Raw genomic sequence first — 20,680 nt, 5'->3', positions numbered from 1 at the left:
GAGACCCGATGTCGACGTACGGCCAGTTCTGCCCGGTGGCCAAGGCGATGGAGGTCCTCGACGAGCGGTGGACGCTGCTGATCGTGCGCGAGCTGCTGTCGGGGAGCAGCCGCTTCAACGAGATCCGGCGCGGGGTCCCCCGGATGTCGCCGGCGCTGCTGGCCAAGCGGCTGCGCACCCTCGAGCGTGCCGGGGTCGTGGAACGGCGCGAGGAGCTCGGCGCGGTCGGCTACCGGCTCACCACCAGCGGGCTGGAGCTGTCCGAGGTCGTCGAGGCGCTCGGTCGCTGGGGCCTGCGCTGGATCGGCGAGCTCGGCGTCAGCGACCTCGACCCGCACCTGCTGATGTGGGACATGCGGCGCACCGTGCCGGTCAGCGCCTGGCCGCGCGAGCGGACGGTGGTGGCCTTCGACTTCACCGATGTCGAGCCGCGTCAGGCGCGGTGGTGGATGTGCGTCAACGGCAGCGACGTCGACGTGTGCGACGCCGACCCGGGCCACGAGGTCGCCGTCTGGTTGCGTACGACGCTGCGCGGGCTGACCGAGGTCTGGCGCGGCGACCGCGGCTGGGACGACCTGCTGGCCGACCCGGTCACCTCCCTGGACGGCACCGACCCCGCGCGCCGCGACCTGCCCCGCTGGCTCGGCAGCTCGGCCCTCGCCGCCGTACCCCGCCCCTGACCCGCCCGCGAGTCCGAACACGACGACGCCCCCGGGACCACGAAGGGTTCCCGGGGGCGTCGTCGGATCAGATCAGATCAGTCAGATCAGGACTCGTCGGCCTCGGCCTCGAGCGCGGCGGCCACGCGACGGTGGGCCACCCAGATCTCCTCGGGCAGGTTCTCGAACTGCTTGAGGTGCTCCTCGCGGAAGCCGATCTCCTGGCGCCAGCGGGCGTTGTCGATCGTGAGGATGGTCTCCAGGTCCTTCTCGGAGATCTCGACGCCGGAGAGCTCGAGCTCCTCCTTGGTCGGGATGATGCCGACGGGGGTCTGGCGACCCTGCACCTCGCCGTTCTTGAGCTGCAGCAGCCACAGCAGCGGGCGCAGGTTGTCCCGGTATCCGGGCCACAGGAAGTGGCCGTCCTCCGGGTCGCGCTGGAACCAGTTGACGTGGGCGAAGAGCGGCAGCTCCTTGGCCGCGCCGACCACGTTGAGGTAGTGCTGGGCGTAGTCGCCCTCGCCGTACGCCATGAACGGGCGGTTCGACATGGGGTCGTAGCGCAGCTGGCCCTCGACGCCCTCGGCGGCGAAGGTCGCCTCGGCACCCAGAGTCAGGCCGTCGTACACACCCTCGGCGAGGTCGGTGATCGCACGGATCAGCGGCTCGCGGTCGCGGGTGCGGCCACCGAAGATGATCGCGTCGATCGGCACACCGGCGGCGGCGTTGTAGTCCGCCGCGATGTTCGGGACGTTGTCCAAGGTGGTGGTGAAGCGGCTGTTCGGGTGCGCCCAGGGGCTCTGGTCGCCGGGCTCGCGGTCAGCGATCCGGTCACCCTTCCAGTCCAGCCAGCCGTCGACGTCGGCGGGCGGGTTCTTGGTGCGACCCTCCCACCAGACCTCCTGCGTCTTCTCGTTGTAGGCGACGTTGGTGAAGATCACGCCGGTGCCCTCGCCGAGCGACTGCAGAGCAGTCGGGTTGGTGCCCTCGTTGGTGTCCTTGGCCACGCCGAAGACGCCGAACTCGGGGTTCATGCCGTAGAGCTTGCCGGTGGTCTCGTCGACCCACAGCCAGGCGATGTCGTCGCCGTAGAACGACACGTGGTAGCGGTCGCCGAGGGCGTCCGGGGCCAGCATCATGGCGAGGTTGGTCTTGCCGGAGGCGCTCGGGAAGCCACCACAGATGTGGTAGTCCTTGCCGGTCTCCTTGTCGTGGATCCCGATGAGCATGTACTGCTCGGCGAGGAACTTCTTCGACGCCCAGCCGTCGTACGCCGCCTGGCGCAGGCCGTGCGCGATCTTGCCGAGCAGCGCGTTGCCGCCGTACGACGAGCCGAAGTGCAGGATCGTGCGCTCGTCGGCGACGGTCACGAAGTAGCGCTGGTCGTCGGGCGTGCCCTGGCCCAGGTTCTCCAGGTCGCCGGCCACGTGGACCGCGCGCACGAAGCTGTTGGGGTCCTCGAGGTCGTTGATGTGCTCGACGCCGACGCGGGCCATGCGCATCATGTGCAGCACGACGGTGCGGGTGTCGGTCAGCTCGACGCCGGTGGCCCAGGGGCTGAGCGTGTTGCCGGGAGGCGCCATCAGGTAGGGGATGACGTACATCGTCTTGCCCGCGGAGGCGCCACGCATGCGCTCCTCGAGCATCGGCTTCATCTCCGAGGAGGGGCGCCAGTTGTTGTAGACGCCCTTGTCCGCGGGGTTGCTCGTGGCGACGATCGTCCGCTCCTCGGAGCGGGCGGTGTCCTTGTGGTAGCTGCGGGAGTAGTAACGACCCTCACCGGCGGGCAGCAGCTCCCCGGCGTCCAGGGCCTCCTGGACCAGGCGGGCGTCGTCGGCGGAGCTGACGACCTCGACCCGCGCTGCGCCCGTGAGCTCGGCCCAGTACTCCACATACTCCCGCACGCGCGGGTTGGTCAGGCCTGCAGCATCGAGCACCGACTGCACATCAGCCATGTGAGCTGTCCTCTCCGGAGTACCAGCGGAACCCTTCCGCCCGCCGGCCCTGCCGAGTTCTGTGTGTATCGTGCGGCTTGCCGCCACACTTGAACAATCTTTCAAGTCGACATGATTGCACCTCCGGGCCCGCAATGGGCGGGGGGGTACGCATCCCGATCCGAGGAGGGTGCCAGATGGACGCACCTCTTCACCGGCGCAAGGCCGAGTTCTTCAAGACTCTCGGCCATCCGGCGCGTATCCGCATCCTCGAGCTGCTCTCCCAGCGCGACCACGCGGTCCACGAGCTGCTCGAGCAGATCGACATCGGCCCGAGCAACCTCTCCCAGCAGCTGGCCGTGCTGCGCCGTCACGCCCTGGTGGTCTCCCGGCGCCACGGCAACGAGGTCCTGTACTCCCTGGGCATGCCCGAGGCGGCCCGCCTGCTCGAGGTCGCGCGCAGCATCGTCGAGCACCCCGACGCCGCCGGCGTCCGCCTCCCCGAGGCCGACGCCGACAGGGAGCACCACCGCCCCGGAGCACCTCCCGACGGCCGCGAGTGAGACCGGTCTCACACGCTCGCCGGGCACCAGATCGGCCCCGGACTTCGTCATGATCTGAGGAGACGAAGGAGTACGACACACCACATGACGACCATCCCGGTCAATGAGACCGTGCCCGGCCGCGCCGGCACCCAGCTCGCCCCCCAGCAGCCCAGCACCTCCGCCGAGTCCGCTCGTTCCGACCGGCTGCTCGCGATCCTGCAGACCACCCGCGGCGTGCTGCTCGCCCTGCTCGACCTCGCTCTGCTGCACACCCGCAGCGCCTGGGCCGAGATCCGCGCGACCTCCCCGGCCTGGTTCCCGGTGGTCTTCTTGACCTGGTGCGGCGCCGCCGCGGTGCTCGCCGCCGCGTTCGCGATCTGGGTGCTCGTCGTCATGCTCACGACCGGCTGACACCCTTCACCCGGGAGGTCCGATGCGCACACAGCAGGTCGCGGTACTGGGGGCCGAGAGCGCCCTCGGCCGGCTCGTGGTGGACCGGCTGCGCGCCGAGGCCCACCAGCCGCGCCCCCTCACGTCGTACGACGAGGAGACGCTGCGCGCTGCCCTGGCGGGCGCGGACGTGGTGATCAGCGTGCTGACGCCGCCGGACGACCCGGAGGCCCCGTCGCTGACCGAGGTGACCGGACGGGTCCTCGAGGCGATGCGCGCCTGCGGCGTCCGGCGCTACGTCGGGCTGGGCAGCGTCGCCGTGCGCTGGTGGCGCGACGAGCCGACGGCCCGGGCGCTGGTGCTGCCGCGGCTGGCCCGGCTGCGCTCTCGGACCGCGCAGGCCGACCTGGCCGCGATGACCGAGCTGGTGAGCTCCGCGGAGGTGGAGTGGACGCTGGCGCGCGTCGTGCGCACCAGCGACGGTCCCTCCCGGGGCACGATCCGCTCGGGCTATCTGGGTCTGGACGCCGTGCGCTGGTCGATGACCCGTACCGACCTCGCGACGTTCCTCGTCGAGCAGGTCATCGACGAGACCTATCTGCGCGCGGCCCCCGTCGTCACGAACTGACACGATGCTTCTGTGGGCGCCCCCCGGCGATATCGTGCGCGGGTGAGTGATCTGACGGCGGTACGCCACCCGGTTCCCGAGGTGGTCCGCACCCTCGACGTCCTCGCCAAGGGAGCGCTGCTGCTGCTGATGTTCTTGGCCGTCACCTCCCCCGACCTCGGCAACATGGAGGACAAGGGCGCCCACGCCCGCGCGATCGGCTACCCGCTGGCCGCCTTCGCGGTGCCGTTCATCTGGTACGTCTGGTGGCGCGAGCGGGCGTCGTTCCCGTGGGCGGCGGACCTGCTGATCACCTTCACCTGCTTCACCGACACCCTCGGCAACCGGATGGACCTCTACGACTCGATCGTGTGGTTCGACGACTGGATGCACTTCATGAACACCGGGCTGCTGACCGCCGCGGTGATCCTGCTGACCCTCCCGCACACCACCTCGCTCGGGCGCACCCTGGAGCGGGCCGTCGCCTTCGGTGCCACCGCCGGCATCGTGTGGGAGCTCGCGGAGTACGTCGCGTTCCTGAGCAAGTCCACCGAGCGGCGCTCGGCCTACACCGACACCCTCGGCGACCTCACGCTGGACACCCTCGGCGCCGTGGTGGCCGCGCTGGTGATCTTCGTGCTCTGGCGCCGTGGCCAGCTCCACCAGGCCGCGCCCCAGCTCGCGCACCGCTCCGCGCTCACCGTCTGAGGCCCGCTCGGCCCGCTCAGGCGTCCGGGTCCTCGGGGCGGTGGCGCGCCGGGCCCTCGCGCTCCATCCGCTGACGCTGCGCCACGACTGTGTACTTGGGGTCGCGCGCCGAGGCCTGACCTGCCTCGAAGACCCCGAAGCGGATGCAGGCCGACCCGGCCATCAGCGCCGCGCCCGAGAGCGCGGAGAGCACGCGGCTGCGCCCCGACAGCGCGGCACCGGCCGCGCCGACGAGGGTGAGCCCCCGCGCGGCCCGCATCAGCCGGCCCGCACGACCGGCGTGCAGCGGTTCCGCGGTCACGCCCATCGACTGCTCCATGCGACGTTCCATGGCCAGCTCCATCAGCGCACCGCCGACCGCGAGACGTCGCGCCGGCCCGGTCTCCGACGTCGGCGCCCCGACCAGAGCGAGCCCGGAGGCCGCGGCGGCGGCGGAGCCGACGAAGACGAACGGCAGCTCGCGGTAGGCCTCGTGCCACGACGGGGTCGCGGTGTCGGAGAGCAGCACCGCGGTGTAGGAGGCGACCGGCGGGGCGAACACGGCGGCGACCAGCCCGGCCGGACGCCCGGCCAGCTCCAGCAGCCGCAGCGGTCCGCGCCGCGCGTCGGGCGGCAGCAACGCGACGAGCTCGGCGGCGGCCGCCGCCCCGGCGAACGGCCCGTAGGCCGACAGGATCCAGGTGCCCACCGACATCGGCGAGGTCAGCTTGGCCACCCGCAGCATGTTCACGAAGCGGGAGGGCCGCCCCAGGTCGTGGACCAGCGCGGCCATCGAGAACGACAGCGCACCGAGAGCGCCAAGCCGTCCGACCCGCCGCAGCCCCGGGCGCCCGGTCAGGTCGGCACCGGCCGCGAGCAGCGAGGAGCCGGCGGCCAGACCGCCTGCGAAGAGGTAGGCGGGGATGTCGGCCTCCCAGGGGGAGGCCTTGACGATCGGGCGCCCGTAGTAGGAGGTAAACTCCGCCTCCGGCACCATCGAGCGCTCGCCACCGCGACGACGTCGTCCTCCCCCACCACGACCCGATCCGCGACGGGGGCGTCCCTCGGTCTGCGAGAGCGTGTCGCTCATCCCCGCCTCCCCACGAACGCGACGGCGGCGCCGGCCAGCAGCGTGACGGCTGCGGCACCGGCGCGGCGGAACATCCGTGGCAGGTCGCGGGTGGTGACCACCGGGTCCGGCGGGAACCCGTAGACCTCGGGCTCGTCGAGCAGCAGGAAGAAGGCGCCGGTGCCGCCGACGCCGTCGTGCGGGTCGTTGCCGTAGAGGCGGGCGTCCATGACTCCGGCCTCGTGGAGGCGGGCGACGCGGCGATCGGCGCGCTCGCGCAGCTCCTCGACGTCGCCGAACTGGATCGACTGCGTGGGGCACGCCTGGGAGCAGGCCGGCTGCTGACCGGCGCCGAGCCGGTCGTAGCACAGCGTGCACTTCTGGGCGATCCCGACGTTCTTGGAGCCCTCCGGTCCGCGGCGACGCTCGATCACGCCGTACGGGCAGGCGGGCACGCAGTAGCCGCAGCCGTTGCAGATGTCGTCCTGCACCACCACGGTGCCGAACTCCGAGCGGAACAGCGAGCCGGTGGGGCACACGTCGAGGCAGGCGGCGTGCGTGCAGTGCTTGCACACGTCGGAGGACATCAGCCAGCGGAAGTCCGGTACGCCGTCGGACGGCGCCCCGTCGCCCGTCTCCCCCTCGGCCAGCAGCCCGCCCAGGACGTCGTCGTCGGGGCGGGTCGTCGGCATCCCGAGGTCGACCGCGGGCCTGCGCGGCTGCTCGATGAAGGCGACGTGGCGCCACTGGTTGGAGTTCAGGGAGTGGGAGTTGTCATAGGAGGTCGCGGTCATGTCGAAGTGGTCCGCGGGGACGTCGTTCCACTCCTTGCAGGCCACCTCGCAGGCCTTGCAGCCGATGCAGATGCTGGTGTCGGTGAAGAACCCCTTGCGCTTCGGCTTGTCCTCCCCGTAGCCGGCGTCGGCCGCAGGGTCGAGCGGGCCCCACAGGTCGAACTCGTTGAACAGGCTCGTCATGGCGTCTTCCCGTCGCTGCTGTCGTCACCGGTCGAGTCGTTCGCCCCGTCCGGGCCCCACCGCTCGACCCGGTCGCGGTGCCGGTCCACCTCGGAGGCCGGGCCGGTGGTCACGATCGGGTTGGTCGGGTCGAGGTCCACGCCGGCGCGTCGCTGGTGCTCCATCACCAGCCGGCGCAGGCCCGGACCCGTCGGTCGCCTCCCGGCGATCACGTCACAGGTGCCCACCTTGGACTCCTGGATGAGCACGTTGGGGTCCAGGCTGATCCCGAACAGGTCGTTGGCGGAGTCGCCGGTGACGATGCCGCCCTGGCCCCAGTGGTAGGGCAGCCAGACCTGGTGCACCTCGCGGCCGTCGACGCGCAGCGGCACCAGCCGCTCGGTGACGAGCACCCGCGCCTCGATCGCGGAGCGCGCGGTGATGATCGTGGCCCACCCGCCGTTCTCCAGGTCGCGCTCGGCGGCGAGCGCCGGGGAGACCTCGATGAACATCTCCGGCTGCAGCTCGGCCAGCCGGGCGACGTAGCGGCTCATGCCGCCGGCCGTGTGGTGCTCGGTCAGCCGGCTGGTGGTGAAGACGAAGGGATAGGTCTCCCCGTGCAGCTGCGGAGGCGCGGGGTTCATCGGGTTGTCGGGGCGGTCGTACTCCTTGCGCACCGGGTTGGCCTGCTGGCCGTACATCGGGTTGCGGAACGGCGACTCGACCGGCTCGTAGTGGGTCGGCATGGGTCCGTCCACGAGCCCCTGCGGGACGTAGAGCGCACCCTTCCCGTCGCCCTGCATGATGAACGGGTCGTTGCCGGCGATCCCTTCGACCCCGTCGGAGCCCTCCGGCGGGACGTAGTCCGGCGACTTGGTCAGCTCGAAGTCGGGCACGTCACGGCCCACCCACTGACCGGCCTCCCCCGCCTCGGGGTCCCACCAGATGTAGGCCTTCCGCTCGCTCCAGGGCCGGCCCTCGGGGTCCGCAGACGCGCGGTTGTAGAGCATGCGCCGGTTCGCCGGCCACGCCCAGCCCCACTCCGGGGCCACCTCGCTCTGCTCCGAGCCGGGCTTGCGGCGCGCGGCCTGGTTGACGCCGTCCTTGAACACGCCGGTGTAGATCCAGCAGCCGCCGAGCGTCGAGCCGTCGTCCTTCATCTCGTTGAACGACGCCAGCGGACGACCGGTCGCGACCTCGTAGCCGTTGATCTCGCGCAGCACCGCCTCGGCGTCCGGCTCGTCGCGCTCGCCGTGGACGGGGTAGTCCCAGGCGAGGTCGAGCAGCGGCCGGTCGCGGTCGAGGGTGGAGTCGGCGTAGCGCTCCCGCAGCATCCGGCCGAGGTGGTAGAAGAACCAGAGCTCGGAGCGGCAGTCACCCGGCGCCTCGACGGCCTTCTCGCGCCACTGCAGCATCCGCTGAGTCTGGGTGAAGGTGCCCTCCTTCTCCACGTGGGAGGCGGCGGGCATCAAGAACACCTCGGTGCGGCACTGCTCGGGCACGATCTCGCCGGTCTCGACCTCCGGGGAGTCCTTCCAGAACGTCGCGCTCTCGATCTCGAAGAGGTCACGCACGACCACCCAGTCGAGGTTGGCCATGCCGAGGCGTTGGGCGCGGCCGTGGGCGGAGCCCACCGCGGGGTTCTGGCCCAGCAGGAAGTAGCCCTTGACCTTGCCGTCGATCATGTCCATGACCGTGCGGTAGGTGCCGTGGTCGCCGGTGAGCCGCGGCATGTAGTCGAAGCAGAAGTCGTTCTCGGGCGTGGCCTTCTCGCCCCAGTAGGCCTTGAGCAGGTTGATGCCGTAGGCCTGCGCGTTGCCCCAGAAGCCCTTGGCGCCGGGCGAGCGCACCGCGTCGATCCAGTCCGTCAACGTGTCGTGCACGCTGGCGCTCGGCATCGGCAGGTAGCCGGGCAGCAGGTTGAACAGGGTCGGGATGTCGGTGGAGCCCTGGATGCTGGCGTGACCGCGCAGCGCCATGATGCCGCCACCGGGGCGGCCCATGTTGCCCAGCAGCAGCTGCAGGATCGCGCCGGTGCGGATGTACTGCACGCCCACGCTGTGCTGGGTCCACCCGACGCTGTAGACCAGCGCGGTGGTGCGGTCGCGTCGGGAGTTCTCGACCCAGGCCTGGGCGACCTCGAGGAAGTCCTCCTCGCTGACGCCGCAGGTGCGCGCGACCATCTCGGGGGTGTAGCGGGCGTAGTGACGCTTGAGGATCTGGAAGACGCAGCGAGGGTGCTGCAGCGTCTCGTCGCGCCGCGGGTGGGCACCGACCTGCATGCCGTGGGCCTCGTGCTGCATGCCCGCCGCGGTCTCGCGCTGGTGCTCCTGGTCCGCCGAGCTGTCGGACTGGGCCTCGTCGAGGTCGCCCTCGGAGTCCTCGGACTCGTACTGCCACGACTCGGGGTCGTAGGTGCGGCGCTCGGGGTCGAAGCCGGAGAACAGCCCGTCGAGGTCCTCGGTGTCGAGGTACTTGTCGCTGACGATCGTGGCGGCGTTGGTGTAGGCCACGACGTACTCGCGGAAGTCCAGGTCGTTGCTGAGGACGTGGTTGACGATGCCGCCCAGGAACGCGATGTCGGAGCCGACCCGGATCGGGACGTGCTTGTCCGCCAGCGCACTGGTGCGGGTGAAGCGGGGGTCGACGTGGAAGACCTTCGCACCCCGGGCCTTGGCCTCCATGACCCACTGGAAGCCCACCGGGTGGGCCTCGGCCATGTTGGAACCCTGGATGACGATGCAGTCAGCGTTGGCCAGGTCCTGAAGGAACCCGGTGGCGCCGCCCCGCCCGAACGAGGTCCCCAGACCGGGGACCGTGGCGGAGTGTCAAATACGCGCCTGGTTCTCGATCTGGATCGCGCCCATCGCCGTGAAGAGCTTCTTGATGAGGTAGTTCTCCTCGTTGTCGAGGGTCGCTCCTCCGAGGCTGGCGATGCCGAGGGTCCGCCGCACCGTGCGGCCCTCCTCGTCGAGGTCCTGCCAGGTGTCGTTGCGTGCCTTGACCACGCGGTCGGCGATCATGTCCATCGCCGTGTCGAGGTCGAGCTCGGTCCACTCGGTGGCGTACGGCGCGCGGTACTTCACCGCGGTCTGGCGCAGCGGGCTGGTCACGAGGTTCTTGCTGGCCGAGCCCTTCGGGCACAGCCGCCCGCGCGAGACGGGGCTGTCGGGGTCGCCCTCGATCTGCACGACCTGCTCGTCCTTGACGAAGACCTTCTGCCCACAGCCGACCGCGCAGTAGGGACACACGCTGCGCGCGACCCGGTCGGCGGTCTCGGTGCGGGCCTCGATCTCCTCGGTCGCCGCGGAGCGTGCCGCGACCCCGCGGCCGAGCCGGTCGTTGCCGACCACCTGGCGCACGACGGGCCAGGAGAGGAACGACTTCGCCATGGACCCTCCTAGGACGCGTGCGCTGCTTCGGGCTTGCGGGGAATCTAGCGGACGAGGAGTGGGTGCTCGCCTGCCGCGACGATCTCGCCGACCACCGGGTACCCCGGAAGCTCGCCGGCAATCAGCAGTCCGCCGGACGTCTGCGCGTCGGCGAGCAGCACCAGCTCGTCGTCGCTGACGCGTGCGTCGAGGTGGGGGCGCACCCAGTCGAGGTTGCGCAGGCTGCCGCCGGGCACGTGGCCGGCGGCGTAGGACTCGCGGGTCGCCTCGAGGTAGGGCACCGCGGCACTGTCCACCACCGCGGTGACGCCGCTGGCACGGGCCATCTTGTAGAGGTGTCCGAGCAGACCGAAGCCGGTCACGTCGGTGGCGGCCGCGCACCCGGCGGCGAGCGCCGCCCGGGAGGCGTCGCGGTTGAGCTGGGTCATCGCCGCGATCGCATGCTCGAAGCGCTCCCCGGTGGCCTTGTGACGGTTGTTGAGCACCCCGAGACCGAGCGGCTTGGTGAGGGTCAGCGGCGTGCCGGGGCGGGCGGCGTCGTTGCGCAGCAGCCGGTCCGGATCGCCCATCCCGGTGACCGCCAGGCCGTACTTGGGCTCCGGGTCGTCGATGCTGTGCCCGCCGGCGAGGTGGCAGCCGGCCTCCAGCGCCACCTCGGCGCCGCCGCGCAGCACCTCCGCCGCGAGCTCGAAGGGGATCCGCTCGCGCGGCCAGGCCAGCAGGTTGACCGCCAGCAGCGGCTCGCCGCCCATCGCGTAGACGTCGGAGAGCGCGTTGGCCGCCGCGATCCGGCCCCAGTCGTAGGCGTCGTCGACGACCGGGGTGAAGAAGTCGGCGGTGGCGATGACCGCCCGGCCGCCCGCGATCCGCACCGCGGCGGCGTCGTCGCCGTGCTCCAGACCGACCAGCAGCTCGCCGATCTCGCCGGTGTGCACCGTGCCGCGGCCGCCGGGCAACCCGGCGAGCACCCGCTCGAGCTCGCCGGGCGGCACCTTGCAGGCGCAGCCGCCGCCGGCGGCGTACTGGGTGAGGCGCACGGTGGGAGTCGCGGTCATGCCTCGACCCTACGAGCCGCCACCGAGCCCGGCCACCCTCGACCGAGGCCAGGATCGGCTTATGGGGGTCGATGTCCTAGGGTGACCAGCGACGTTGCGGGGAGGCGTTTCTCGTCTGGTGACGGGCGCGGTCCTCAAAACCGTTGTGGCCGAGCACCTCGGTCAGGCGGGTTCGATTCCCGTCCGCCTCCGCCAACGTCGAGGAGTCGCACAGAGCGGAGGACGTGGATGCAGGACCCCCGCCGCGCGACACCGCGCACCGACCGCGTGCTGGCCGACCCCCGGCTGCGCGAGGCCGCGGAGCGCCTGGGCCCCGCACTGGTGAAGCAGACAGTCGTGGAGACGCTGCGGCGCTGCCGGGCCGGCGAGGTCGCTCCCGAGGACGTCGCCGACGCCGCGTACGCCGCGCTGCCCGCCTCGGCGAGCGCGCTGCGCCGGGTCGTCAACGCCACCGGGGTCGTCGTGCACACCAACCTGGGCCGCGCGCCCCTGTCCCCCGCCGCGGTCGAGGCGATCGGCGTGGCCGCCGGAGCCACCGACGTCGAGCTGGACCTGACCACCGGGCGCCGGGGACGCCGGGGACGCTCCGCGATGGCGGCGCTGGCCGCCGCGGTGCCCGACGCCGGCGGCGTGCACGTGGTCAACAACGGCGCCGCCGCGCTCGCCCTGGTCACCTGCGCGCTCGCCACCGGCCGCGAGGTGGTCATCGCCCGTGGCGAGCTGGTGGAGATCGGCGACGGCTTCCGGATCCCCGAGCTGCTGGAGTCGGTCGGCGCACAGCTGCGCGAGGTCGGCACGACCAACCGGGTGCGGCTCGCCGACTACGCCGCCGCCCTGAGCGACCGGACCGCGTTCGTGCTCAAGGTGCACCCCTCCAACTTCGTGGTCTCCGGCTTCACCTCCAGCGTCTCGGTGCGCGAGCTGGCCACGCTGGGCTCGCCGGTCGTGGTCGACATCGGCTCCGGGCTGCTCGAGCCGCATCCCCGCCTGCCCGACGAGCCGAGCGCCGCCGCCGTGCTGCGTGAGGGCGCCGACCTGGTCACCGCCTCCGGCGACAAGTTGCTCGGCGGCCCGCAGTGCGGGCTGATGCTCGGGCGCGCGGAGCTGGTCGAGCAGCTGCGCCGGCACCCGTTCGCCCGCGCGCTGCGCGTCGACAAGCTCACCCTGGCCGCGCTCGAGGCCACGCTCGCCGGGCCGACGCCGCCGGTGGCCCGCGCGCTCGGCACGAGCGCTGCGGTGCTGCGCGAGCGGGCGGCTGCCCTCGCCGTTGCCTTGGCCGACCTCCCGCACCTCGAGGCTGCCGCGGTCCCCAGCGAGGCCGCCGTCGGCGGCGGCGGCGCCCCGGGCGTCACGCTCCCCAGTGCGGCGCTCTCGCTGCCGGTCGCGCTCGAGGTCCCGCTGCGCCTGGACCCCGCGCTGCCGGTCGTGGGGCGCGTGGAGTCCGGGCGGCTGCTGCTCGACCTGGTGGCGGTCGACCCGTGCGACGAGGACGCCCTGCTCGACGCCGTACGACGTGCGGCGTACGCCGCCGGATCGCACCTCGCGCAACCGGGCGAGGAGGCCTGAGCATGCACGTCGTGGCCACCGCCGGGCACGTCGACCACGGCAAGACCACGCTGGTCGACGCGCTGACCGGGATGCACTCGGACCGCCTCGAGGAGGAGCGTCGGCGCGGGCTGTCGATCGAGCTCGGCTATGTGTGGACCACGCTGCCCGAGGTCGGCGAGGTCGCGTTCGTCGACGTGCCCGGGCACGAGCGGTTCGTCCCCACGATGCTCGCCGGGATCGGGCCAGTGCCGGCGGTGCTGCTGGTCGTGGCCGCCGACGACCCGTGGATGCCACAGGCCGCCGAGCACCTCGCCGCGCTGGACGCGCTCGGGGTGCGCCACGGCGTCGCGGCGGTGACCCGCAGCGACCTCGCCGATCCCGGCCCGGCGACCGAGCGGGTGACGGCGGAGCTGGCCCGTACCTCGCTGCGCGGCGCGCCGGTCGTCGCGGTCTCCGCGCGCACCGGCGCCGGCCTCGAGGAGCTGCGCGCCCAGCTGACCCGGATGGTCGCCGACCTGCCCGCCCCCGACCCGGGCGCCGACGTGCGGCTGTGGGTGGACCGCCGCTTCACCGTCCGCGGCGCCGGCACCGTCGTCACCGGGACCCTGCCCGGCGGCACCGTGGCCCCGGGCGACGAGGTCGAGGTCGACGGGGTGCGCGCCCGGGTGCGCGGCGTACAGGCGCTCGGTGCACCGGTCGAGTCGGCGCACGGCGTCGCCCGGGTCGCGCTCAACCTGGTCGGCGACGGCCTTGACGAGGTCGACCGCGGCAGCGTGCTCGTCACTCCGGGGCGCTGGCAGCCGACCGACACCGTCGACGTCCGGGTCACCGGCGACATCGATGCCCTGCCCGCCCGGCCCCAGCTGCACGTCGGCGCGGCGTCGCTGACCGCGCGGGTGCGCCCGCTCGCCGACGACCTGGTGCGGCTCACCCTGGACCGGCCGCTGCCGCTGCGCGTCGGGGACCGCGCGCTGCTGCGTGACCCCGGCAGCCGCCGCATCTGGGGCCTGCGGGTGCTCGACCCCGCTCCCCCGGCGCTGCGCCGCCGCGGCGCCGCCGCCCGGCGCGCGCAGGCGCTGACGACGTCCTGGGCCGGCACCGGCTGGGACGGGGAGCCCGACCTGCGCGCGGAGGTCGAGCGGCGCGGGATCGCCGACGTCCGGGTGCTCACCCGCCTCGGGGTGCCGCCCACCGATCCGCTGCCGCCGGGGATCCTCGCGGCCGGTCACTGGCTGGTCGGCAACCGGGCCGCGGGTGCCCTGGCGCGGCGGGTCGCCGCACTGGTCGCCGAGCACGACCGGGCCCGCCCGCTGGACCCCGGCGTACCGCTCACGGCGCTGGCCGAGCGTCTCGGGGCGCCGTCGCCGGAGGTCGTGGCCGCGGTCCTCGCCCCGCCCCTGCAGGTGCGCGGCGGCCGGGTGGTCTCCGCGGCCGCGGCGCCCGCGCTGCCCCCGGAGGTCGAGCGCGCCGTGGCCGCGATCCGGCGCGACCTCGCCGCCGCGCCGTACGCCGCACCGAGCGCAGACCGGCTGCGCGAGCTCGGGCTCGACCCGCGCCGCGAGGCGGCGGCGGCGAAGGCCGGGCTGCTGCTGCGGGCCGCGCCGGGGATCGTGCTGCTGCCCGGCGCCGACCGGGAGGCCGCGCGGCTGCTGGCGGCGCTCCCCCAGCCGTTCACCACCAGCGAGGCCCGCCAGCACCTCGGCACCAGCCGTCGGGTGGCGCTGCCGCTGCTGGACCACCTCGACCGCGCCGGCCTCACCCGGCGCCTGCCCGACGACCGGCGCGAGGTCGTCGGGCCCCGGTGAGGCCGGGGGCTCAGCCCAGGTAGTCGCAGCGGTACGCCGCCGGCGCCACCACGCGCACGTCGAAGCCGCTCGCGCCGGGGACGTCGAAGGACGTGCCGGAGCCGTACATCAGCCAGTCGGCGCTGCCGTCGATGCGCACGAGCAGCTCGCCCTCGAGCACGCTCATCCGCTCGGGGGCGTCGGTGCCGAAGTGGTACTCACCCGGCGCCATCACGCCGAAGCTGACCGGGCCGGAGGCCGCGTCGAAGCCCAGGCTCTGCACGCCGTCGTCGAAGTAGGAGTTGTGAGAGATCGTCATGGCGCCAGCCTGCCGGACCAGACCGGGCTCCTCGCGCCGCGTCTCACCGTCGCCGCGTCGACACCTGGGTCACGGGCACAGGCAGAACGGGTGCCCGTCCGGGTCGAGCATGACCCGCCAGGTGGCCCCCTCCGGCTGCTCCTCGGCCACGCTCGCGCCCAGGGACCGGGCATGGTCGCTGGCCCCCTCGAGGTCGGTGACCCGCAGGTCGAGGTGGTACTGCTGGGGCTGGTCCTGGCCGGGCCACTGCGGGCGGGTGTAGCCCTCCACCGTCTGGAAGTTCAGCGTGGAGCCGAGCACGGACGCCTGCGCGTAGCCGTACTCGGGATAGACGCCCGTGACCTCGCCACCGGTGAGGTCGGCGTAGAACTGCGCGAGCCGCCCCGCGTCGGAGGTGTCGATGGTGAAGGCGATCAGCTCGGTGACGTGGTTGCTCATGGCCCCACCATGCCCGCGTGTGAGCCACACCTCAACCGGTTCAGCCCACCGCCCGCCAGAGCGCCGCGGTGGTCGCGGTGACCCCGCAGGCCAGGAGCAGCGGGAGGAGCGTGGCGACCGCTGTCCAGCGCAGCGAGCCGGTCTCGCGCCAGATCGTCAGCACCGTGGTGCTGCAGGGGTTGTGCAGCAGGCTGAACAGCATGAGGTTGACGGCCGTGAGCAGCGTCCAGCCGCCCACCTCCACCAGCACCGTCCCGGCCTGGGCATCCGGCAGGTCGAGCATCACCCCGGGCGCGGCGCCCGCCGCCAGCGCCGGGTCGAGGGTCAAGGTCAGCATCAGGACCGTCGGGATCACGATCTCGTTGGCCGGCACCGCCACCAGGTAGGCCACCAGGATCACCCCGTTGAGCCCGAGCACCCACCCGACCGGGCCGAGAGCGTCGACGAGGTGCGCGGCCAGGCTCGCCCCGCCCACCGTCACGTTGCCGAGCAGCCAGATCACCACCCCGGCGGGAGCGGCCATCACCAGCGCCCGGCGCAGCACCTTGAAGGTGCGGTCGACCAGGCTCGTCCAGACGGTGCGCCACAGCCGCGGGGGGCGGTACGGCGGAAGCTCCATGGAGTACACCGAGACCTCGCCGCGCAGCACCGTGCGCGAGAGCGTCCAGGAGACGACGAGCGTGGAGAGGATTCCCAGCAGCGCCACCACGACGACGCTCCCCGCGGCCAGCAGCCCCGCGAGCGCCGGCGGAGCCGCGGCGCCGACGAAGATCGTGCCCATCAAGATCAGCGTCGGCCAGCGCCCGTTGCACACGCTGAAGTTGTTGGTCACGATGGCGATCAGCCGCTCGCGCGGGCTGTCGATGATGCGGGTGGCCGTCACCCCCGCCGCGTTGCAGCCGAAGCCCATCATCATCGTGAGCGACTGCTTGCCGTGCGCCCCGGCGCGGGCGAAGACCCGGTCGAGGTTGAAGGCGACCCGCGGCAGGTAGCCGAAGTCCTCCAGCAGCGTGAACAGCGGGAAGAAGATCGCCATCGGCGGCAGCATCACCGCGACCACCCACGCCGTACCCAGGTAGGCGCCGTCGACGAGCACGCCGGTGAGCCACCACGGCGCGCCCGCCGCGACGAAGCCGTCGCGCAGCCAGCCGTGGCCGCTGTCGACGAGCAACGAGTAGAGCAGGTCGGAGGGCACCGCGGCCCCGGCGATCGTGAACCAGAAGACCGCATAGAACAGCAGCCCCATCGCGACGAAGCCCCACACCCGGTGGGTCAGCACCCGGTCGAGGCGCTGGTCGAGCAGCGGGCGGGCGCCGACGTCCTCTCCCGCGCGCCCGGTCACCGAGCGGCGGGTGATCCGGTCGGCGTCGGCGTAGATCCCGGCGACCACGTCGTCGCCGAAGTCCTCAGGCAGCTCACGGCGCAGCCGGGCCGCGGCGTCGAGGATCGCCGCGGTCCTCATCACGCGCTCCGCGCCGCCTGCGCGCGGACCAGTCCGGCCAGCGTCCCGTCGCGCAGCGCCGCCTCCGTGCCGCGGTCGCCCTCGAGCAGGCGCAGCGCCACCCACGGCGCGTTGGGGAGCCCGGGATACTCCGCGGTCAGCAGCGCGGCCAGCTCCCGCACGGCCCGTGCCGTGCCGGGCGGCAGCCCGGCACTCGGCCGGGGCCGCGGCACCCGGCGTACCCCTGAGGCGACGGCGGCCACCTCCTCCAGCAGCGCGGCGACGCCCTCCCCACGACGCGCGGCCATGGGTACGACGGGCACCCCGAGCTCGCGCGTGAGGTGTCGGACGTCGATCCCCAGACCGTGGCGGCGGGCCTCGTCCATGAGGTTGAGCGCGACCACCACCCGGCCGGTCACCTGGAGGACCTGGAGCACCAGGTTGAGGTTGCGCGCCAGGCGGGTGGCGTCGACCACGACCACGACCACGTCGGGGTCGCCGAAGACCAGGAAGTCGCGGGCCACGTCCTCGTCGCGGCTGATCGACAGCAGCGAGTAGCAGCCCGGCAGGTCGACGACGCGGTAGGTCCGCCCGGCCACGGCGCAGGCGCCCTCGGCCCGGGCGACGGTGGTGCCCGGCCAGTTCCCGACGTGCTGGCGCAGCCCGGTCAGGGCGTTGAACACCGTGCTCTTGCCGGTGTTGGGGTTGCCGGCGAGGGCGACCACCGCGTCGCAGTCGCCGGGGGGCGCCCCGATCCGGGACACGGCCGCGCCGGGGTGCGCCACGCAGGAGCCGCAGTCGTGTCCCGGCGTCGGCCGGGCCCCCGACGACGGCATCGGCAGGTCGGCGCTCATCGCTCGCGCGGGCTCTGGACGTGGATGCGACGGGCCTGGGCGCGACGCAGCGCGATCACGGTGCCCCGCACCAGGTAGGCCGTCGGGTCACCGAGCGGGCTGGTGCCCTCGGCCACCAGGACCGCGCCGGGCAGCACGCCGAGGTCCATCAGCCGGCGCCGCTCCGGTCCTCGGGCGTCGATGCGGGTGACGACGGCACGGGCCGCACGCGGCACCTCGTCGAGCGTCATGCGTGGGCCTCCGGTCCCTCGACCCGGCCGTGGATCAGGTTGACCACCGCACAGCTGAGCACCCGCTCGTGCTCGCCCACCTGCACCCGCATCGGCCCGGCCGGGGACGGGCGCTCCCCCACCCGGAGCCGGACCCCGGGGCCGATCCCGAGGTCGGCGAGGTGGCGCAGCGCCGCGCTGTCGGCGTCGTAGACCCGCTGGACCAGGAAGTCCTCACCCGGCGCGCTGTCGGCCAGCGGGGTCTCGCCGTGCTCCTGGTGGGTGCTCGACGCCCGCGGGATCGGATCGCCGTGGGGGTCTCGGTCCGGGAAGCCCAGCGCCGCGTCGATCAGCGCCTCGAGCCGGCCGCTGAGGTGGTGCTCGAGGACCTCGGCATCGGCGTGCAGCTCATCCCAGGGCACACCGAGCACCTGGTGCAGGAAGGTCTCCAGCAGCCGGTGGCGTCGTACGACGGCGTGCGCGTGGACCTCCCCGTGCCCGGTCAGCACCACCCGGCCCCACCCGGCGCGCTCCACCAGCCCGCCGTCGCAGAGCCGGTGAAGCATCGCGCTCACCGTGGGCGGCGCGACCGCGAGCCGGGCCGCGATGCCCGAGGTGCTGGCGCTCTCACCGCGCGCGGTGAGGGTGAAGACCGCCTTGAGGTAGTCCTCGACGGTCTCGGTCAGCTCGATGCCGCGGCACTCCCCGCACCCCGCCCGCAGTGTCCCGGTCGTGGTCGCGGGAGCCCCGGAAGTGGTCCCTGTCGTCGTCATGGACCGACATTAGAGAGCCCTCATCTGCCGCTCTGTCGCAATTTGAGAAGCCTCCTCGCCGAGTCGGCGCCGACTCGGCGAGGAGGAGGGTCACGTGGTCGTCATCAGGGCCAGCCCGGTGAGGACCATGGCCGCGGCGGCCGCCGCGAACCACGGCGCCAGCCGGCCGGTCAGCTGGATCCGGCCGTGGACGCACCGGGGCACCGAGCCCAGGTCGACGAGGTGGACGCAGACGCTTCGCAGCGCCACGAGGCCCCCGATCAGGAGGCCCTCCACGACCAGCCAGGTAGCGGGGTCCACGGCCGGCTCGCCTAGTAGATGTTCGAGGGCCGCACCATGCCCTCGGCCAGGTCGCCGAACCCGGGCGCCATGATCGCGCCGGGATTGCCCAGCACCTCCTCGACGACCGCCGTCTCGGTGGTGATGAGCAGCGCGGCGATCGAGGCCGCGCTCTCCAGCGCCGCCCGGGTCACCTTGAGCGGGTCGATGACGCCGTCGGCGACCAGGTCGCCGTACTCACCGCTGAGCGCGTTGAAGCCGTGCCCGAACGGCATCCGCGCGACCACCTCGATCACCTCCTCGCCGTCGTAGCCGGCGTTGATCGCGATCCAGCGCAGCGGCTCGGCGAGCGCACGGCGCACGATCTCGCGCCCGACCGCCTCGTCGCCGGTCAGCTCGACCCGCGACACCGCGTCCTGGGCGTGGACCAGGGCGGCCCCGCCGCCGGGGACGACACCCTCCTCGAGGGCGGCGCGGGTGGCCGCCAGCGCGTCCTCGACCCGCAGCATCCGCTCCTTGAGCTCGACGCTGGTGGCGCCACCGACCTTGACCACCGCGACCGTGCCGGCAAGCCGGGCCAGGCGCAGCTGGAGGGCGTCCTGGTCGGCGTCGATGCGCGCGCGCAGCAGCTGTCCCTCGAGCTGGGAGATCCGGGCGTCCAGCATCGCCTTCTCGCCGTGCCCACCCACGATCGTGGTGGCGTGCTCGGTGATCGAGATCCGGTCGCACGACCCGAGGTGCTCCACGGAGACCTCGCTGAGGTCCAGGGCGGTGTCGGTGGCGATGACGCGCCCGCCGAGCGCGATCGCGAGATCCTCCAGCTCGGCGATGCGCCGGTGCCCGAACCCGGGGGCGCGGACCACGACCGACTGCATCGTGTGGTGCATGTTGCCGCCGACCAGCAGCTGCAGGGCCGGGCCGTCGACGTCCTCGGCGAGGACCACCAGCGGGCGGTCCGCACGCTTGGCCGCCTCGAGGGTCGGCATGATGTCCTGCACCTTGCTGATCTTCTTGTTGGTCAGCAGGATCACCGGGTTGTCATAGACGGTCTCCATCCGCGCGGGGTCGGTGACCATGTAGCCCGAGATGAACCCGTGGTCGAACTCGATGCCGTCGACCACCTCCACCGACAGCCCGAGGGTGTCGGACTCCTCGGTGGTGACCACGCCGGTGCGCCCCACCCGGTGGACCGCCTCGGCGACGACCGCGCCGATCGCCTCGTCGTCGCTGGCGGCCAGGGTGCCGATCCGCTCGAGGTCCTCACGCTCGGAGACCTCCGTCGCGAGCCCGGCCAGGGTCTCCACCAGGATCGGCACGGTGCGCTCGATGCCGCGGCGCACCCGCATCGGGTTGGCGCCGGCCTCGACGGCCCGCATCCCCTCCCGGACCATCGCCTGGGCGAGGACCGTGGCGGTGGTGGTGCCGTCGCCCACCACGCCGTTGGTCTTCATCGCGACCTCCTTGACCAGCTGGGCGCCCATGTTGGCGAACGGCTCGCGCAGCTGGATCTCGCGGGCGATGGTGACGCCGTCGTTGGTGATGGTGGGTGGGCCGGTGAGCTTCTCCAGCACGGCGTTGCGCCCCTTCGGGCCCAGCGTCACCTTCACCGCGTCGGCCAGCGCGTTGACGCCGGACTCGAGGAGGCGTCGTGCGTTGTCGTTGAACTGCAGTTCCTTGGCCATGTCGAGCAACCCTTCACGTGCATCTGTGGTCTGTGGGTGGTGCCTGAGTGCTGCTGGGT

General features: G+C 72.9%; 20 protein-coding genes and 1 tRNA gene. 8 read left to right on the top strand and 13 right to left on the bottom strand.

Features of this window, described 5'->3' with window-relative positions; translation table 11 throughout:
- Nucleotides 1-8 precede the first annotated feature (8 nt).
- Nucleotides 9-680 (top strand): winged helix-turn-helix transcriptional regulator, encoded by a 672-nt coding sequence (locus GFH29_RS05880; protein WP_153322477.1) that lies wholly within the window; start codon nucleotides 9-11, stop codon nucleotides 678-680.
- An 86-nt stretch (nucleotides 681-766) separates the two neighbouring features.
- On the opposite strand, the gene GFH29_RS05875 is transcribed toward GFH29_RS05880, so the two are convergent.
- Nucleotides 767-2,614, bottom strand: coding sequence for a phosphoenolpyruvate carboxykinase (GTP) (locus GFH29_RS05875; protein ID WP_153322476.1), 1,848 nt, complete (start codon nucleotides 2,612-2,614; stop codon nucleotides 767-769).
- 176 nt (nucleotides 2,615-2,790) lie between these two features.
- Between GFH29_RS05875 and GFH29_RS05870 the strand changes: the two genes are divergently transcribed.
- The 4 genes from GFH29_RS05870 (at nucleotide 2,791) to GFH29_RS05855 (ending at nucleotide 4,843) form a co-directional block, all read left to right on the top strand.
- Nucleotides 2,791-3,156 (top strand): ArsR/SmtB family transcription factor, encoded by a 366-nt coding sequence (locus GFH29_RS05870; RefSeq protein ID WP_153322475.1) that lies wholly within the window; start codon nucleotides 2,791-2,793, stop codon nucleotides 3,154-3,156.
- Between the two features lie 84 nt (nucleotides 3,157-3,240).
- Nucleotides 3,241-3,549, top strand: a complete 309-nt coding sequence (locus GFH29_RS05865) for a hypothetical protein (RefSeq protein ID WP_153322474.1) — start codon at nucleotides 3,241-3,243, stop codon at nucleotides 3,547-3,549.
- A 22-nt stretch (nucleotides 3,550-3,571) separates the two neighbouring features.
- Nucleotides 3,572-4,156 (top strand): NAD(P)-dependent oxidoreductase, encoded by a 585-nt coding sequence (locus GFH29_RS05860; protein ID WP_153322473.1) that lies wholly within the window; start codon nucleotides 3,572-3,574, stop codon nucleotides 4,154-4,156.
- Between the two features lie 42 nt (nucleotides 4,157-4,198).
- A complete protein-coding gene (locus GFH29_RS05855; protein WP_153322472.1) occupies nucleotides 4,199-4,843 on the top strand; it encodes a hypothetical protein in 645 nt (214 codons plus the stop codon).
- A gap of 16 nt (nucleotides 4,844-4,859) precedes the next feature.
- Here GFH29_RS05855 and nrfD read toward each other — a convergent pair whose 3' ends face one another.
- The 4 genes from nrfD to selD are packed head-to-tail and all read right to left on the bottom strand — an operon-like array spanning nucleotide 4,860 to nucleotide 11,294.
- Complete coding sequence (gene nrfD, locus GFH29_RS05850; RefSeq protein WP_153322471.1) at nucleotides 4,860-5,912, bottom strand: NrfD/PsrC family molybdoenzyme membrane anchor subunit; 1,053 nt, start codon at nucleotides 5,910-5,912, stop codon at nucleotides 4,860-4,862.
- Nucleotides 5,909-6,868, bottom strand: coding sequence for a 4Fe-4S dicluster domain-containing protein (locus GFH29_RS05845; protein WP_153322470.1), 960 nt, complete (start codon nucleotides 6,866-6,868; stop codon nucleotides 5,909-5,911). The genes nrfD and GFH29_RS05845 overlap by 4 nt, the downstream gene beginning before the upstream one ends.
- Nucleotides 6,865-10,239 carry a formate dehydrogenase gene (gene fdh / locus GFH29_RS05840; RefSeq protein ID WP_194289016.1) on the bottom strand — a complete coding sequence of 1,125 codons (3,375 nt, stop codon included), beginning with the start codon at nucleotides 10,237-10,239 and terminating at the stop codon, nucleotides 6,865-6,867. Before fdh ends, GFH29_RS05845 begins: the two co-directional genes overlap by 4 nt.
- 44 nt (nucleotides 10,240-10,283) lie before the next feature.
- Nucleotides 10,284-11,294, bottom strand: coding sequence for a selenide, water dikinase SelD (gene selD / locus GFH29_RS05830; protein WP_153322467.1), 1,011 nt, complete (start codon nucleotides 11,292-11,294; stop codon nucleotides 10,284-10,286).
- 100 nt (nucleotides 11,295-11,394) lie between these two features.
- On the opposite strand from selD, the gene GFH29_RS05825 reads away from it, so the two are divergent.
- The 3 genes from GFH29_RS05825 to selB all read left to right on the top strand — a co-directional run bounded on the left by GFH29_RS05825 (nucleotide 11,395) and on the right by selB (nucleotide 14,647).
- Nucleotides 11,395-11,489: transfer RNA gene (locus GFH29_RS05825), tRNA-Sec, on the top strand.
- 33 nt (nucleotides 11,490-11,522) lie between these two features.
- On the top strand, nucleotides 11,523-12,860 hold the full coding sequence (gene selA / locus GFH29_RS05820) for an L-seryl-tRNA(Sec) selenium transferase (protein ID WP_153322466.1): 1,338 nt from the start codon (nucleotides 11,523-11,525) through the stop codon (nucleotides 12,858-12,860).
- Nucleotides 12,861-12,862: 2 nt separating this feature from the next.
- The gene (gene selB / locus GFH29_RS05815; protein ID WP_153322465.1) at nucleotides 12,863-14,647 is read left to right on the top strand and encodes a selenocysteine-specific translation elongation factor; all 1,785 of its coding nucleotides are present in this window, start codon (nucleotides 12,863-12,865) and stop codon (nucleotides 14,645-14,647) included.
- Between the two features lie 10 nt (nucleotides 14,648-14,657).
- Here the strand turns inward: selB and GFH29_RS05810 are convergent, their stop codons facing one another.
- From GFH29_RS05810 to groL, 8 genes are all read right to left on the bottom strand, one after another.
- A complete protein-coding gene (locus GFH29_RS05810; protein WP_153322464.1) occupies nucleotides 14,658-14,945 on the bottom strand; it encodes a pyrimidine/purine nucleoside phosphorylase in 288 nt (95 codons plus the stop codon).
- A gap of 69 nt (nucleotides 14,946-15,014) precedes the next feature.
- Nucleotides 15,015-15,383: a VOC family protein gene (locus tag GFH29_RS05805; RefSeq protein ID WP_153322463.1), complete on the bottom strand. Its 369-nt coding sequence runs from the start codon at nucleotides 15,381-15,383 to the stop codon at nucleotides 15,015-15,017.
- A 40-nt stretch (nucleotides 15,384-15,423) separates the two neighbouring features.
- A complete protein-coding gene (locus GFH29_RS05800; protein ID WP_153322462.1) occupies nucleotides 15,424-16,845 on the bottom strand; it encodes a nucleoside recognition domain-containing protein in 1,422 nt (473 codons plus the stop codon).
- Nucleotides 16,845-17,678 (bottom strand): FeoB small GTPase domain-containing protein, encoded by an 834-nt coding sequence (locus GFH29_RS05795; RefSeq protein WP_228387787.1) that lies wholly within the window; start codon nucleotides 17,676-17,678, stop codon nucleotides 16,845-16,847. The genes GFH29_RS05800 and GFH29_RS05795 overlap by 1 nt, the downstream gene beginning before the upstream one ends.
- Nucleotides 17,675-17,908: a FeoA family protein gene (locus tag GFH29_RS05790; protein ID WP_153322461.1), complete on the bottom strand. Its 234-nt coding sequence runs from the start codon at nucleotides 17,906-17,908 to the stop codon at nucleotides 17,675-17,677. Before GFH29_RS05790 ends, GFH29_RS05795 begins: the two co-directional genes overlap by 4 nt.
- Nucleotides 17,905-18,660 (bottom strand): metal-dependent transcriptional regulator, encoded by a 756-nt coding sequence (locus GFH29_RS05785; protein WP_153322460.1) that lies wholly within the window; start codon nucleotides 18,658-18,660, stop codon nucleotides 17,905-17,907. The genes GFH29_RS05790 and GFH29_RS05785 overlap by 4 nt, the downstream gene beginning before the upstream one ends.
- A 90-nt stretch (nucleotides 18,661-18,750) precedes the next feature.
- Entirely contained in the window at nucleotides 18,751-18,960 is a 210-nt protein-coding gene (locus GFH29_RS05780; RefSeq protein WP_153322459.1) for a hypothetical protein, read from the bottom strand.
- A gap of 11 nt (nucleotides 18,961-18,971) precedes the next feature.
- The gene (gene groL, locus GFH29_RS05775) at nucleotides 18,972-20,621 is read right to left on the bottom strand and encodes a chaperonin GroEL (protein WP_153322458.1); all 1,650 of its coding nucleotides are present in this window, start codon (nucleotides 20,619-20,621) and stop codon (nucleotides 18,972-18,974) included.
- Nucleotides 20,622-20,680 lie beyond the last annotated feature (59 nt).

Origin of the sequence: Nocardioides sp. dk884 (assembly GCF_009557055.1) — a bacterium.
Taxonomy (GTDB): domain Bacteria; phylum Actinomycetota; class Actinomycetes; order Propionibacteriales; family Nocardioidaceae; genus Nocardioides.
This window is presented reverse-complemented; position numbering and strand designations above follow the sequence as displayed.

Coding starts and splice junctions, on each gene's coding strand:
- GFH29_RS05880 (WP_153322477.1), top strand. CDS start 9: ATGTCGACGTACGGCCAGTTCTGCCCGGTGGCCAAGGCGATGGAGGTC.
- GFH29_RS05875 (WP_153322476.1), bottom strand. CDS start 2,614: ATGGCTGATGTGCAGTCGGTGCTCGATGCTGCAGGCCTGACCAACCCG.
- GFH29_RS05870 (WP_153322475.1), top strand. CDS start 2,791: ATGGACGCACCTCTTCACCGGCGCAAGGCCGAGTTCTTCAAGACTCTC.
- GFH29_RS05865 (WP_153322474.1), top strand. CDS start 3,241: ATGACGACCATCCCGGTCAATGAGACCGTGCCCGGCCGCGCCGGCACC.
- GFH29_RS05860 (WP_153322473.1), top strand. CDS start 3,572: ATGCGCACACAGCAGGTCGCGGTACTGGGGGCCGAGAGCGCCCTCGGC.
- nrfD (WP_153322471.1), bottom strand. CDS start 5,912: ATGAGCGACACGCTCTCGCAGACCGAGGGACGCCCCCGTCGCGGATCG.
- GFH29_RS05845 (WP_153322470.1), bottom strand. CDS start 6,868: ATGACGAGCCTGTTCAACGAGTTCGACCTGTGGGGCCCGCTCGACCCT.
- selD (WP_153322467.1), bottom strand. CDS start 11,294: ATGACCGCGACTCCCACCGTGCGCCTCACCCAGTACGCCGCCGGCGGC.
- selA (WP_153322466.1), top strand. CDS start 11,523: ATGCAGGACCCCCGCCGCGCGACACCGCGCACCGACCGCGTGCTGGCC.
- selB (WP_153322465.1), top strand. CDS start 12,863: ATGCACGTCGTGGCCACCGCCGGGCACGTCGACCACGGCAAGACCACG.
- GFH29_RS05810 (WP_153322464.1), bottom strand. CDS start 14,945: ATGACGATCTCTCACAACTCCTACTTCGACGACGGCGTGCAGAGCCTG.
- GFH29_RS05805 (WP_153322463.1), bottom strand. CDS start 15,383: ATGAGCAACCACGTCACCGAGCTGATCGCCTTCACCATCGACACCTCC.
- GFH29_RS05800 (WP_153322462.1), bottom strand. CDS start 16,845: ATGAGGACCGCGGCGATCCTCGACGCCGCGGCCCGGCTGCGCCGTGAG.
- GFH29_RS05795 (WP_228387787.1), bottom strand. CDS start 17,678: ATGAGCGCCGACCTGCCGATGCCGTCGTCGGGGGCCCGGCCGACGCCG.
- GFH29_RS05790 (WP_153322461.1), bottom strand. CDS start 17,908: ATGACGCTCGACGAGGTGCCGCGTGCGGCCCGTGCCGTCGTCACCCGC.
- GFH29_RS05785 (WP_153322460.1), bottom strand. CDS start 18,660: ATGACGACGACAGGGACCACTTCCGGGGCTCCCGCGACCACGACCGGG.
- groL (WP_153322458.1), bottom strand. CDS start 20,621: ATGGCCAAGGAACTGCAGTTCAACGACAACGCACGACGCCTCCTCGAG.